Source organism: Pantoea sp. USHLN298, assembly GCF_037149395.1.
GTDB classification, from domain to species: domain Bacteria; phylum Pseudomonadota; class Gammaproteobacteria; order Enterobacterales; family Enterobacteriaceae; genus Pantoea; species Pantoea astica.
Genome location: NZ_JBBCRO010000004.1, coordinates 169,638 through 183,491 on the forward strand (window position 1 = coordinate 169,638; position 13,854 = coordinate 183,491).

Consider the following 13,854-nt stretch of genomic DNA (forward strand, 5'->3'; position numbering starts at 1 on the left):
CCGCAGTGCGGAACCAACAATGGATAAAGTATGAAGAACTGGAGAATGCTGATTCTTGGTGTGGCGATCAGTGCCAACACCGCGTTCGCAGCACCACAAGTGGTTGATAAAGTTGCAGCCGTGGTCAATAACGGCGTGGTGCTTGAGAGCGACGTTGACGGGATGATGAGCACCGTCAAATCTCAGGCCCAGCAGGCAGGTCAGCAGTTGCCAGATGACAAAACGTTGCGCCACCAGATTCTGGAACGTCAGATCATGGACAACATTATTCTGCAGATGGGCGAAAAAGCGGGCGTTGAGATCAGCGACCAGCAGCTGGATCAGGCGATTCAGAACATCGCTGCGCAGAACCGCATGAGCCTCGATCAGCTGCGTAGCCGCCTGGCTTACGACGGCATGAATTACGGCACTTACCGTTCGCAGATCCGTAAAGAGATGTTGATTGCGGAAGTGCGTAATAACGAAGTGCGCCGTCGCGTCACCATTCTGCCGCAGGAAGTGGATACGCTTGCCACCCAGATCGGCTCTCAGAACAGCCAGGGCACCGAGCTGAACGTCAGCCACATCCTGCTGCCGCTGCCAGAAAACCCGACCCAACAGCAGGTCGATGAGCAGGAAACCCTGGCGAAACAGCTGGTGGGTGAACTGAAAAACGGCGCTGACTTCGGCAAAATGGCGGTCACTTACTCAGCTGACTCGCAGGCGCTGAAAGGCGGCAACATGGGCTGGGGCAAAATTGAAGAGTTACCAACGCTGTTTGCACAGGCGCTGGCAACCGCGAAAAAAGGCGATATCGTCGGTCCGGTTCGTTCCGGTGTCGGTTTCCACATTCTGAAGGTGAACGATCTGCGCGGTGAGAGCAAAAATGTCTCGGTGACCGAAGTGCATTCGCGTCACATTCTGCTGAAGCCGTCGCCGATTCTCACTGACGATCAGGCGCGTGCTCAGTTAGAGCAGATTGCCGCCGATATCCGCAGCGGAAAAACCACCTTCGCGGCCGCCGCTAAAAAGTTCTCTGACGATCCCGGCTCGGCCAACCAGGGCGGCGATCTCGGCTGGACCTCACCGGAAGCCTTTGATCCGGCGTTCCGTGATGCGCTGCTGCGCCTGCAAAAAGGCCAGACCAGCCAGCCGGTTCACTCCTCTTTCGGCTGGCATTTAATCCAGCTGCTGGATACCCGTCAGGTGGATAAAACCGATGCGGCCCAGAAAGAGCGTGCTTACCGCATGCTGTTCAACCGCAAGTTTGCAGAAGAAGCACAGACCTGGATGCAGGAACAACGCGCCAGTGCCTACGTGAAGATTCTGGATGGCAATGCGCAGTAATGCCCGTGTGGTGATCACGCCCGGCGAACCTGCCGGGATTGGTCCCGATTTGACGGTGCAACTGGCCCAGCAAAACTGGCCGGTTGAACTGGTGGTGTGCGCCTCACCGGCTTTATTGCAACAGCGCGCCGCGCAGCTCGGTCTGCCGCTGACGCTGCGGAATTACCAGCCTGGCGTGGCGGCACAGCCACAGCAGGCGGGTACGCTGACCATTCTGCCGATTGAAACCGCACAGCCAGTATCGCCTGGTGAGCTTTGCGTGGCCAACAGCGACTATGTGTTGTCCACGCTGGCGCGCGCCTGTGACGGTTGTCTGAGCGGTGAATTTGCCGCTCTGATCACCGGCCCGGTACACAAAGGCGTGATCAACGATGCCGGTATCGCCTTCACCGGTCATACCGAGTTCTTTGCCGATCGCGCCGGTGGCCATCGGGTAGTGATGATGCTGGCAACAGAAGAGTTACGCGTTGCGCTGGCCACCACCCATCTGCCGCTGAAAGCGGTCTCCGACGCGGTAACGCGGGAGTGCCTGCACGAAGTCATTACCATTCTGCATCACGACCTGCAGCAGAAATTCGCCATCGCCGAGCCGCACATTTACGTCTGCGGCCTTAACCCGCATGCGGGTGAAAGCGGCCACATGGGTCGCGAAGAGATCGACGTTATAATCCCGGCATTGAACGAACTGCGTCAGCAGGGCATTCAGCTCACCGGCCCGCTGCCGGCGGATACGCTGTTCCAGCCCAAATATCTGCAATATGCCGATGCGGTGCTGGCGATGTATCACGACCAGGGCCTGCCGGTGCTAAAATTTCAGGGGTTTGGCCGGGCGGTAAATATTACCCTTGGCCTGCCCTTTATCCGGACTTCAGTTGACCACGGTACCGCGCTTGAACTTGCCGGGCTGGGCCAGGCTGAACCGGGCAGCTTCATCACGGCGCTTAACCTCGCCATCACTATGATCAAGAGCAGTAATGAATAATCGCGTCCATCAGGGGCACTACGCCCGTAAACGTTTCGGGCAGAACTTCCTGAACGATCAGTACATTATCGACAGCATTGTCTCCGCTATCCATCCGCAGCGCGATGAAGCGCTGGTGGAGATCGGTCCTGGCCTGGGTGCCTTAACCGAGCCGGTGGGCGAACGCCTCGACAGCTTAACGGTGGTGGAACTGGACCGCGATCTCGCTGCGCGCCTGCAAACCCATCCGTTCCTCGGACCGAAGCTGACCATTTTCCAGCAGGATGCCATGACCTTCGACTTCGCCGCGCTGGCGCAGGAAAGAGGCCAGCCGCTGCGTGTGTTTGGTAACCTGCCGTACAATATTTCGACCCCGCTGATGTTTCACCTTTTCAGCTATACTGGTTCGATCAAAGACATGCACTTCATGCTGCAGAAAGAGGTGGTCAACCGTCTGGTGGCCGGTCCGGGCAGCAAAGCGTATGGCCGTCTGACGGTGATGGCGCAATATTACTGCCAGGTGATCCCGGTGCTGGAAGTGCCACCGCACTCCTTCACCCCGCCGCCGAAAGTAGACTCTGCCGTGGTACGTCTGGTGCCGTTTGCCGAGCCGCCGCATCCGGTCAGCGACGTGCGTATCCTGAGCCGCGTGACCACCGAAGCCTTTGGTCAGCGTCGTAAAACCCTGCGCAACAGCCTGAGCCATATGGTCGCGGCCGGAGCGCTGGAAGCGTTGTCGATTGATCCAACCCTGCGGGCCGAGAACGTCTCGGTTGCGCAATATTGTCAGCTGGCAAACTGGCTGGCGGACCATCAGGGAAAATCGCAGGAGTAAGTGATGAGTGAAACGGCCCGCGTCTCGGTTCATGTGCAAAGCCAGTACGTTGCTTCGCAATCCTCACCGGATGACGAACGTTACGTCTTCGCCTATACCATTACCATTCGCAACCTCGGCCGTTCATCGGTGCAACTGCTGGGACGTTACTGGCTGATTACCAACGGTAACGGCCGGGAAACTGAAGTTCAGGGCGAAGGCGTGGTGGGTGAACAGCCGCACATCGCCGCCGGTAATGAATTTCAATACACCAGTGGTGCCGTGATTGAAACGCCGATGGGCACCATGCAGGGACACTACGTGATGGTCGACGAGCAGGGTGAAACCTTTCACGTTGAGATCCCGGTTTTCCGCCTCGCAATTCAGACTCACATTCATTGATTTACACGCCTGTTGCCCGCGTCGTCGGGCAAATTTTCATACTGGATAAAAGTCTATGAGCACATACCTGATTGGTGACGTTCACGGGTGCTACGACGAATTACGTGCGCTGCTGCAGCAGGTCGATTTCGATCCTCAGCAGGATACGCTGTGGCTGACCGGCGACCTGGTGGCACGCGGCCCCGGCTCGCTTGAAGTCCTGCGCTACGTTAAATCGCTGGGTGACGCGGTGCGGCTGGTTCTGGGTAATCACGATCTCCATCTGCTGGCTGTCTATGCCGGCATCAGCCGTAATAAGCCTAAAGATCGTCTGACACCGCTACTGGAAGCAGACGACGCCGACGAGCTGATTAACTGGCTGCGTCGGCAGCCGCTGTTACAGGTCGATGAAGACCACAAGCTGGTGATGGGCCATGCCGGTATTACGCCACAGTGGGATATCGAAACCGCGAAAAAGTGTGCGCGTGAAGTGGAGTCGGTGCTCGCCAGTGACAGCTATCCGCTGTTCCTGGATGCGATGTATGGCGACATGCCGAATAACTGGAGCGAAGAGCTCACCGGACTGGCCCGCCTGCGCTTCAGTACCAATGCCCTGACCCGCATGCGTTACTGCTTCCCGAATGGTCAGCTGGATATGATCTGTAAGGATGCGCCGGAGTCGGCGCTGCCGCCGTTAAAGCCCTGGTTCAACATTGAGGGACCGGTAGCACGCGACTACACCATTGTGTTCGGTCACTGGGCTTCGCTGGAAGGCAAAGGCACGCCTGCAGGGATTATTGGTCTGGATACGGGCTGCTGCTGGGGCGGCACGCTGACCCTGCTGCACTGGGAAAGTCAGCGCTACTATGTGCAGCCTTCCAATCGCCAGCAACCGCTGCCGGATGAAGTCATTACGCAACAATCCGCAGGTTGATCAGACAAACAAAAACGCCCTGAAAATTCAGGGCTTTTTTTATTGCGCGCGGGCTTAACGGCGGCGATCGAGGATCTCAAAACAGTAGCTGTGTGAGTTCTGCGCATCCGCGTCATGAAACTCGCTGAAGGTCGATTGCCACTCATCGGGCTCATAGTCCGGGAACTGAGTGTCGCCTTCCACTTCCGCATCAATATGGGTCAGATAGAGACGGTCAGCGCGCGGCAGCATCTGCTCATAAATCCGGCCGCCACCAATCACCATCACCTCTTCCGCCTCACCTGCAGCCTCTAACGCCGCCTCCAGCGAGGTGACCCAGGTAACGCCTTCCGTGCTGCCCGGCTTGCTGCTGACCACGATGTTCAGACGGCCCGGCAACGGACGACCAATCGATTCAAAGGTCAGCCGCCCCATAATAACCGGCTTTTTCAGCGTGTTGCGCTTAAACCACGCCAAATCTGCAGGCAGGTCCCACGGCATGGCGTTCTCCATACCAATAATGCGATCTGCTGCTAATGCCGCGATAAGACTAATCATGTTAACCACTCACTGGAAAAAATTGGCGCCATCATACGTAAAGGCGAAACTTTCGTCGATAGCGGGAAAGGTCTATTTGCGTAAAGCTGTTTAGCCACCGCGTTTTCGCGCTGATGCAGAGTTTTTCACCGCACATTGGCAGCAGTTGACCACAGCTCGCCAGAGATCCGGCTCAGGCTGGTACAAAAAGGAGAGGAAGAGATAAAAACGGCTCCCGCAGGAGCCGTCAGGATAATCAGAAGTCGTAGCGCAGACGCACCAGATTCATATCACCGAGGTTATCAGTGCTGGAGGTAAAGACATGTTCGTAATCGACGCGGAAGCCATAGTCGAGGAACAGCGTAACGCCCAGGCCGTTATCGATACGCTGGTAATTACGACCGTTAGCGTACTCGATACGATCGCCCATGACATAAGGCTGCACCGCTTTCAGACCATACTGCGCCACCGGAACTTTATAACCGGCAAAGTATTCAATGCCCCAGGCGTCGTCAGCAAAGTAATCGTGCACATCTTTGCGTTTGGTGGTCATGAAGTTCTGATACCAGCCACCGCCCGCCGAAAGGGTCCAGTTGCCTGGCGTCCAGCTCAGCGCAGTACCCAGAATGTTCTGGTCATAATCTTTGCTGTCGCCGTTATCCGGGTTACGCATCGCCGCACGGGTATAGTTCCACGCCGTGCCCCAGGTCAGATCGTCAGTGATGTGATAATCCAGACCCAGCGAACCGCCGCCTTTACGTTTGTAGCGCAGGCCGTTGCCTGGCAGATATTCGTTATCGTCAAACAGGTAGGAGGCATAGAGATCGACGTCGCCGAAGGTGTTTTTATACTTCAGCTGCTTACGCGAGCGGTAAGATCCGTCGTAGTCGCCATTGATGCCGTTGCCAGGTGCCTGGCCGATCATGTCGTAATCCCAGATATCGGTTTTGGCGCCTACTACGTCGTAATAGACGCTGTTCTGCTGGCCAAAGGTCAGCTGACCCCAGGTTTTGCTTTTCAGACCGGTATAGAGCTGGCGACGGGTGGTGTTATTGGCACCATCCGCGTAGTGACGATCCCAGTCGAATACCGCCGGCACGTTGACGCCCAGCTCGTAGTAGCTGATCCAGCTGACATCATCAAACAGGTAGTAGTCAGCACCGAAACGGAAACGGGTGCCGCCGTCAAAGCCGTCACGCTTGTAGGATTTATCATTGACGCCGGTCTGGTGGTTGACCTGGGCACGAATACTGCCGCCCACGGTAAAGTTCAGACGGCTAAGCGGATCGCCCGCCTGCGGGTCCTGTTTTAACAGGGTAATTTCCGCCTGGCTGGCGAAAGGGAGCATTGCCATTAGTGCAGCCACTGCACTCAGAGAAAAAGTACGCATTTTCATTTTATTTTTGTCCTGAATCCGCTCTGGTAATAAGCGGCAGGCATAGTACTGATGAAAGATTTGTACAGGAAGTGTTTCAATTATAAAAACGTGCGAAACGACTTTATTCGCACCGAAAGCTAAAAAATTAAGCCAAATCAGTAGCTTTAATTCAAATGCGTCTGCTTATCACGAGCATTTCAGTACCAATAAAAGCCAAAAAAAACGGCTCCCGCAGGAGCCGTTATCACCATTATTTCGCTTTGATTTGTGCGTGCATTTCCTGCACCGAAATAACCTGTTCCGTCGGATCGGCATTCAGCGCCATCGCCGTGGCGAAACCGCCGTTCAGCGTGGTGTCGTAGTGCACTTTATACTGCAGTGCGCTGCGGCGAATCAGCTTGGAATCTTCAATTGCCTGACGGCCTGCGGTGGTATTGACGATGTAGGTGTACTCGCCATTCTTCAGACGATCCTGAATGTGCGGACGCCCTTCATGCACCTTGTTGACCAGCCGCGGATTGATGCCGGCTTCACCCAGCACTACCGCCGTACCGTGGGTCGCATCCAGTTCGAAACCAAACTTCTGCAGTTTAGCGGCGAGGTCGACGATACGTTTCTTATCGCCTTCACGCACCGACAACAGCGCACGGCCTGATTTCTTCATGTTGCTCTGCGCACCGAGCATCGCTTTGGCAAAGGCTTCAGCGAAGGTCCGGCCCACACCCATCACCTCACCGGTGGAGCGCATTTCCGGGCCCAGGATCGGGTCGACACCCTGGAACTTGTTGAACGGCAGCACCACCTCTTTCACCGAATAGTAAGGCGGAATCACCTCTTCGGTGACGCCCTGCTCGGCCAGGGTTTTGCCAGCCATCACGCGCGCTGCCACTTTCGCCAATGGCACACCGGTCGCCTTGGAGACGAACGGCACGGTACGCGCGGCGCGAGGGTTGACCTCAATCAGATAGACTTCATTGTCTTTCACTGCGAACTGCACGTTCATTAAGCCGCGCACGTTGAGCTCAAACGCCAGCTTCTCAACCTGCTGACGCATCACATTCTGAATCTCCTGATTCAGGGTATAGGCCGGCAGGGAACAGGCGGAGTCACCGGAGTGCACGCCAGCCTGCTCAATGTGTTCCATGATGCCGCCAATCAGCACCCGCTCACCGTCGCAAATCGCATCGACATCCACTTCTACCGCATCATCAAGGAAGCGGTCGAGCAGTACCGGCGCATCGTTTGAAACCGAGACCGCCGTCTGGAAGTAGCGCTTGAGGTCGATTTCGTCATAGACGATCTCCATCGCGCGTCCACCCAGCACATAGGAAGGACGCACCACCAGCGGATAACCCAGTCCGGCGGCTTTTTCCACCGCCTGCTCCAGCGTCGCCACTGTGGCATTCGCCGGCTGCTTGAGGTTCAGGCGATCGACAGCCTGCTGGAAACGCTCACGGTCTTCAGCACGGTCAATCGAGTCCGGGCTGGTTCCGATAACCGGTACGCCAGCGGCTTCCAGCGCGCGCGCCAGTTTCAGCGGGGTCTGACCGCCATACTGGACGATAACGCCCTTCGGCTGCTCGATGCGCACAATCTCCAGCACATCTTCCAGCGTGACCGGTTCGAAGTAGAGGCGATCAGAGGTGTCGTAGTCGGTCGAAACGGTTTCCGGGTTACAGTTGACCATAATGGTCTCGTAACCATCTTCACGCAGCGCCAGCGCCGCGTGCACGCAGCAGTAATCGAACTCAATGCCCTGGCCGATACGGTTGGGTCCGCCGCCCAGCACCATAATCTTTTCGCGATCCTGATTCGGATTCGCTTCGCACTCTTCTTCATAAGTGGAGTACATGTAAGCGGTATCGGTGGCGAACTCTGCGGCGCAGGTATCCACGCGCTTGTAGACCGGGTGCAGGTTAAACTGCTGACGCAGCTTACGAATCTCGCTTTCAGCCACACCAGCCAGCGTCGCCAGTCGTGCATCGGCAAAGCCTTTACGCTTCAGGGCGCGCAGGAACGTATAGTCGAGGCTGTTAACCCCTTCACGCGCTACCTGCTCTTCCAGCCGCACCAGCTCTTCAATCTGCACCAGGAACCAGCGGTCGATGTTGGTCAGGTTGAAGACGCCATCCACGGACATGCCGGCACGGAACGCATCCGCGATATACCAGATGCGGTCAGAACCGGCATCTTTCAGTTCGCGACGGATGCGGGTCAGCGCTTCCGGATCGTCGAGGTGAACTTTCGGGTCGAAGCCATTAGCTCCGACTTCCAGCCCGCGCAGCGCTTTCTGCATCGATTCCTGGAAGGTGCGGCCAATCGCCATCACTTCACCCACCGATTTCATCTGGGTGGTCAGGCGATCGTTGGCACCGGCAAATTTTTCAAAGTTGAAGCGTGGGATCTTGGTCACCACGTAGTCAATCGAGGGCTCGAACGAGGCTGGCGTTAAGCCGCCGGTGATGTCGTTCATCAACTCATCGAGGGTAAAGCCGACCGCCAGTTTGGCTGCCACTTTAGCAATCGGGAAGCCGGTGGCTTTGGACGCCAGCGCGGAGGAGCGCGAGACGCGTGGGTTCATCTCGATCACAATCAGTCGACCGTTTTTCGGGTTGACCGAGAACTGCACGTTGGAGCCACCGGTTTCGACACCGATTTCACGCAGCACCGCCAGCGAGGCGTTACGCATGATCTGGTACTCTTTATCGGTCAGCGTCTGGGCAGGTGCGACGGTGATCGAGTCACCGGTGTGAATACCCATCGCATCGAAGTTTTCGATTGAGCAGACGATGATGCAGTTGTCGTTCTTATCACGCACCACTTCCATCTCATACTCTTTCCAGCCAATCAGCGACTCATCAATCAGCAGCTCGTTGGTCGGAGAGAGGTCGAGACCGCGTTCGCAAATCTCTTCAAACTCTTCGCGGTTATAGGCGATACCGCCGCCGGTGCCGCCCATGGTGAATGAAGGACGGATGATGCAGGGGAAACCGACATCTTCAGCCACCGCCAGCGCTTCTTCCATATTGTGCGCGATGCCAGAGCGGGCGGTATCCAGCCCGATACTTTTCATCGCCACGTCGAAACGGCGACGGTCTTCAGCCTTATCAATCGCATCGGCAGTGGCACCAATCATGGTGACGCCAAATTCCGCCAGCACGCCCTGACGTTCCAGCTCCAGCGCACAGTTCAGCGCTGTCTGGCCGCCCATGGTCGGCAGGACCGCATCCGGGCGCTCTTTTTCGATGATTTTACGTACTACTTCCCAGTGAATCGGCTCAATGTAGGTCGCATCGGCCATTTCCGGGTCAGTCATAATGGTCGCCGGGTTGGAGTTGACCAGAATGACGCGGTAACCCTCTTCACGCAGCGCTTTACACGCCTGCGCACCGGAATAGTCAAATTCGCAGGCCTGGCCGATCACAATCGGACCGGCGCCAAGAATCAGGATGGATTTTATGTCTGTACGTTTTGGCATGATTAGCTCCTGATTACTTCGCTTTCGAACGGAATGCGTCAATCAATTCAATAAAGTGGTCAAACAGCGGTGCGGCATCGCCCGGCCCCGGACTCGCTTCAGGGTGACCCTGGAAGCTGAACGCGGGCTTGTCCGTGCGGTGAATCCCCTGCACGGTCTGGTCAAACAGCGAAATGTGCGTCACGCGCAGGTTCGCCGGCAGATCGGTTTCATCCACTGCAAAACCGTGGTTCTGCGCCGTAATCATCACGCGGTTGTTATCCAGATCTTTCACCGGATGGTTGCCGCCGTGGTGGCCCAGCTTCATCTTGACGGTTTTCGCTCCGCTGGCCAGCGCCAGTAACTGGTGGCCGAGGCAGATACCAAACAGCGGAATATCGGTTTTCAGGAAGGCCTGAATGGCGCTGATGGCATAGTCACAGGGTTCCGGGTCGCCCGGACCGTTGGAGAGGAAAATGCCATCCGGGTTCAGCTTCAGCACTTCTTCGGCCGGTGTCTGTGCCGGAACGACCGTCAGGCGGCAGCCGCGGTCCACCAGCATCCGCAGGATGTTACGCTTGGCACCGTAGTCATAAGCGACCACATGGTAAGGCAGCGCTTCCGCTGAGGCCTGCTCTGGCAGTCCTCCTTCCAGCTGCCAGCTGCCCTGCTGCCAGCTATAGGTTTCCGCTGTGCAGATTTCTTTCGCCAGATCCATTCCTTTCAGACCCGGAAACGCCTGGGCTTTTTGCAGCGCCAGCGCAGCATCCGGGTTGTCACCGGCAATGATGCAGCCGTTCTGTGCCCCTTTCTCACGCAGTAAGCGCGTCAGCTTACGGGTATCAATATCGGCAATCGCCACAATGTTATTGCGCTGCAGGTAGGCGGATAAGCCCTCTTCGCTACGGAAGTTGCTGGCGATCAGCGGCAGATCACGAATAACCAGGCCCTGAGCATGAATCTGACTGGATTCTTCGTCGGCGGCATTGGCACCGACATTGCCGATATGAGGATAAGTGAGAGTGACGATTTGGCGGGAATAGGAAGGATCAGTGAGGATTTCTTGATAACCGGTCATTGAGGTATTGAAAACGACTTCCCCCACTGCCGACCCTGTTGCCCCGATGGCCCGACCGTGGAATTGGGTTCCGTCTTCCAGAACCAAGAGCGCTGACTTAATCAAAACATCCTCCAGGGAATAAACAGTCACAATATCTGCATATTAATTCAAAATAGTGGCCTGAATCAATGCAAAAACCGCCTGAATTGTCGATTTTTGGCAAATTGCGCGCATTCTAATGATCGACCTGGTGCTTGTCTACCCTGAGCCGGTATTTTTTCACTATTATCTGCCTTCTGAGTGGTAAAACGGGCATGAGCGGTAAAAAGAGAGGAAAACTCGGTGGAATAATCGTTTGCCAGACAGCAAAAAATCGAAACCGTGACGTAGCGGCGGTTATTTTTGACCAAATGGTCAAAATTAGCAATTTTAAGAGCAGAAAATCAGTGATGAAGATTAAAAATAGATTTTACGATGCATTATGACATCGAAACGCCTGTTTTGGATAAAATTAAGGGCAATGAAAACATTGCCCCTTTTCAATCAAGTAATTACCGATTGAAACAACCACATCACGATGGTTCACAACACTCACAACATCGATAAATCCAGCACATCACGCATATCAAACAGGCCAGATTTCTTGTCTTTCAGCCAGGATGCCGCCTTAACGGCACCATTTGCAAAGGTCATACGGCTTGAAGCCTTGTGGGTAATCTCTACCCGCTCGCCAATATCAGCAAACATCGCCGTGTGCTCACCCACGATATCCCCCGCCCGCACCGTCGCGAAGCCGATGGTCTGTGGCTGGCGCTCACCGGTATGGCCTTCACGGCTATAGACCGCATGCTCATCCAGTTTCCACTGCATGGCATCGGCAATCGCTTCCCCCATCGCCAGCGCGGTGCCAGACGGCGCATCCACTTTGTGACGATGGTGAGCTTCAATAATTTCGATATCCGCATAGTCGCCCATTACTTTGGCCGCCTTCTCCAGCAGCTTCAGCACCAGGTTCACGCCCACGCTGAAGTTAGCGGCGAATACAATGGCGATCTCTTCTGCGGCGGCACGGATCGCTGCTTTACCGGCTTCATCAAAACCGGTGGTGCCAATCACCATCGCTTTCCCCTGCTCACGACAGACAGCCAGATAATCCAGCGTGCCTTCCGGGCGGGTAAAGTCGATCAGCACATCGAAGTCATCGATCACGGCGCCTAAGTCGTCAGCGATAATAATGCCGTTTTTGCCAATACCGGCCATCTCACCGGCGTCGCTGCCGATCAGAGAAGAGCCCGGACGCGCCAGCGCGGCACCCAGTTCTACCCCGTCCGCCTGCTGCGTCGCCTGGATCAGATGACGGCCCATACGGCCCGGTGCGCCGACAATGGCAATGCGGATATTCTTCATATTTATTCATTCCTAAAACAAAACTATGCATCCAAAGCGTCATCAGGTTAACCACGAGTTAACAGGCACGCCACTATTAATCAGGGATAATAAGAATTTTATGCCAGCCGCGCGCGATTATCAGTAAAAGCAATCATGGCAGCGCATTGGCGAGAGAGAAAAACAAAAAAGGCCGAACAGAGTCGGCCTTTATTTTAAATCACAATCAGTCACTTACTGCACGTTACGCACATCAACCCGCAGTTCTTTCGGCACTTCAAAGACGATATTCTCTTCACGACCAATCAGCTCAATCGCCGCTTCGCCGCCCAGGTCACGCAAGCGCTGGATCACCTGCTGCACCAGAATATCGGGCGCTGATGCACCTGCGGTCACGCCGATGCAGTCAACACCTTTGACCCACTCTTCCTGAATATCATCGGCAGAGTCAATCAGCTTCGCCAGTTTACCGGCACGCTGGGCCAGTTCCGCCAGACGGTTAGAGTTAGAGGAGTTTTTCGAGCCTACCACCAGCACCACATCCGCATCTTTAGCCAGGGTACGCACCGCTTCCTGCCGGTTGGTGGTGGCGTAGCAGATGTCATCTTTACGCGGCCCGATGATCGCCGGGAAGCGCTGACGCAGCGCATCAATGATGTCAGAGGTATCATCCACCGACAGCGTGGTCTGCGTCATGAAGCTGAGATTGTTCTCGTCTTTCACCGTCAGCTTAAACACATCTTCCGGCGACTCGACCAGATACATACCGCCTTTGGGGTTGTTGTACTGCCCCATAGTGCCTTCCACTTCCGGGTGCCCGGCGTGACCAATCAGAATCGCTTCCACGCCCTTACGGCTGGCGCGCGCCACTTCCATATGTACTTTGGTCACCAGCGGACAGGTAGCATCAAACAGCATGGTGAGATTGCGCGCCTTCGCTTCTGCACGCACCGCCTGAGAGACACCGTGCGCAGAGAAGATCAGAATCGCGTCATCGGGCACTTCACTAATCTCTTCAATGAAGATGGCGCCGCGTTCGCGCAGACTGTTGACCACGTAGCGGTTGTGCACCACTTCATGACGCACATAGATCGGTGCGCCGTACATCTCCAGCGCACGCTCGACAATACTGATTGCCCGATCTACGCCAGCGCAGAAACCGCGCGGATTAGCCAACAGGATTTGCATCGTTCGCCTCCAGTGCCGGATCAATCTCCAGCACCTCGATATCAAACTGAACACGATGACCTGCCAGCGGATGGTTGAAATCGACGGTGATGGAATCACCTGAGACTTCACGGATCACCCCTGGCATTTCACTGCCGCCCATGCCGGTGAACAGCATAATGGCACCCACTTCAGGTTCTCCCGCGTCGATAAAATCACGACGGGAGAAATACTGGATCAGATCAGGGCTGACGCTGCCAAACGCCTCTTCGGGCGCCAGGGTGAACTGTTTAGTTTCACCCGCCTTCAGCCCCAGCAGCGCCTGTTCCAGCGCAGCCGACAGGCTGCCATCGCCCAGACGAAACAGCGCCGGCTTGCCGTTTGCACGGGTCGATTCCGCCGTCGAGCCGTCTTCCAGCTTCAGCGTAAAATGCACCAACACCGCGCTGTCGCGCTGTACAGACTCACTCATCA

General features: G+C 55.9%; 12 protein-coding genes. 5 read left to right on the forward strand and 7 right to left on the reverse strand.

Annotation, left to right across the window (positions count from 1 at the left end):
* Window positions 1-30: 30 nt before the first annotated feature.
* The 5 genes from surA to apaH are packed head-to-tail and all read left to right on the forward strand — an operon-like array spanning window position 31 to window position 4,416.
* Window positions 31-1,326, forward strand: a complete 1,296-nt coding sequence (gene surA / locus WFK59_RS11805) for a peptidylprolyl isomerase SurA (RefSeq protein ID WP_233985327.1) — start codon at window positions 31-33, stop codon at window positions 1,324-1,326.
* A complete protein-coding gene (gene pdxA / locus WFK59_RS11810) occupies window positions 1,316-2,308 on the forward strand; it encodes a 4-hydroxythreonine-4-phosphate dehydrogenase PdxA (RefSeq protein ID WP_233985328.1) in 993 nt (330 codons plus the stop codon). Before surA ends, pdxA begins: the two co-directional genes overlap by 11 nt.
* On the forward strand, window positions 2,301-3,122 hold the full coding sequence (gene rsmA / locus WFK59_RS11815; RefSeq protein ID WP_094119241.1) for a 16S rRNA (adenine(1518)-N(6)/adenine(1519)-N(6))-dimethyltransferase RsmA: 822 nt from the start codon (window positions 2,301-2,303) through the stop codon (window positions 3,120-3,122). Before pdxA ends, rsmA begins: the two co-directional genes overlap by 8 nt.
* Before the next feature lie 3 nt (window positions 3,123-3,125).
* Window positions 3,126-3,503, forward strand: a complete 378-nt coding sequence (apaG, locus tag WFK59_RS11820) for a Co2+/Mg2+ efflux protein ApaG (protein ID WP_094119240.1) — start codon at window positions 3,126-3,128, stop codon at window positions 3,501-3,503.
* Between the two features lie 55 nt (window positions 3,504-3,558).
* The gene (gene apaH / locus WFK59_RS11825) at window positions 3,559-4,416 is read left to right on the forward strand and encodes a bis(5'-nucleosyl)-tetraphosphatase (symmetrical) ApaH (RefSeq protein WP_336755863.1); all 858 of its coding nucleotides are present in this window, start codon (window positions 3,559-3,561) and stop codon (window positions 4,414-4,416) included.
* Window positions 4,417-4,470: 54 nt separating this feature from the next.
* On the opposite strand, the gene folA is transcribed toward apaH, so the two are convergent.
* From folA to fkpB, 7 genes are all read right to left on the reverse strand, one after another.
* Window positions 4,471-4,953, reverse strand: a complete 483-nt coding sequence (folA, locus tag WFK59_RS11830; protein ID WP_233985330.1) for a type 3 dihydrofolate reductase — start codon at window positions 4,951-4,953, stop codon at window positions 4,471-4,473.
* A gap of 235 nt (window positions 4,954-5,188) precedes the next feature.
* Entirely contained in the window at window positions 5,189-6,322 is a 1,134-nt protein-coding gene (locus tag WFK59_RS11835) for a porin (protein WP_442956311.1), read from the reverse strand.
* 238 nt (window positions 6,323-6,560) lie between these two features.
* Window positions 6,561-9,788 carry a carbamoyl-phosphate synthase large subunit gene (gene carB / locus WFK59_RS11840; protein ID WP_094119235.1) on the reverse strand — a complete coding sequence of 1,076 codons (3,228 nt, stop codon included), beginning with the start codon at window positions 9,786-9,788 and terminating at the stop codon, window positions 6,561-6,563.
* 13 nt (window positions 9,789-9,801) lie between these two features.
* On the reverse strand, window positions 9,802-10,950 hold the full coding sequence (gene carA, locus WFK59_RS11845) for a glutamine-hydrolyzing carbamoyl-phosphate synthase small subunit (protein WP_336755865.1): 1,149 nt from the start codon (window positions 10,948-10,950) through the stop codon (window positions 9,802-9,804).
* A gap of 468 nt (window positions 10,951-11,418) precedes the next feature.
* The gene (gene dapB, locus WFK59_RS11850; protein WP_336755866.1) at window positions 11,419-12,234 is read right to left on the reverse strand and encodes a 4-hydroxy-tetrahydrodipicolinate reductase; all 816 of its coding nucleotides are present in this window, start codon (window positions 12,232-12,234) and stop codon (window positions 11,419-11,421) included.
* A 213-nt stretch (window positions 12,235-12,447) separates the two neighbouring features.
* Window positions 12,448-13,401: a 4-hydroxy-3-methylbut-2-enyl diphosphate reductase gene (gene ispH, locus WFK59_RS11855; RefSeq protein ID WP_233985334.1), complete on the reverse strand. Its 954-nt coding sequence runs from the start codon at window positions 13,399-13,401 to the stop codon at window positions 12,448-12,450.
* A complete protein-coding gene (gene fkpB, locus WFK59_RS11860; protein WP_233985335.1) occupies window positions 13,382-13,852 on the reverse strand; it encodes an FKBP-type peptidyl-prolyl cis-trans isomerase in 471 nt (156 codons plus the stop codon). Before fkpB ends, ispH begins: the two co-directional genes overlap by 20 nt.
* Window positions 13,853-13,854 lie beyond the last annotated feature (2 nt).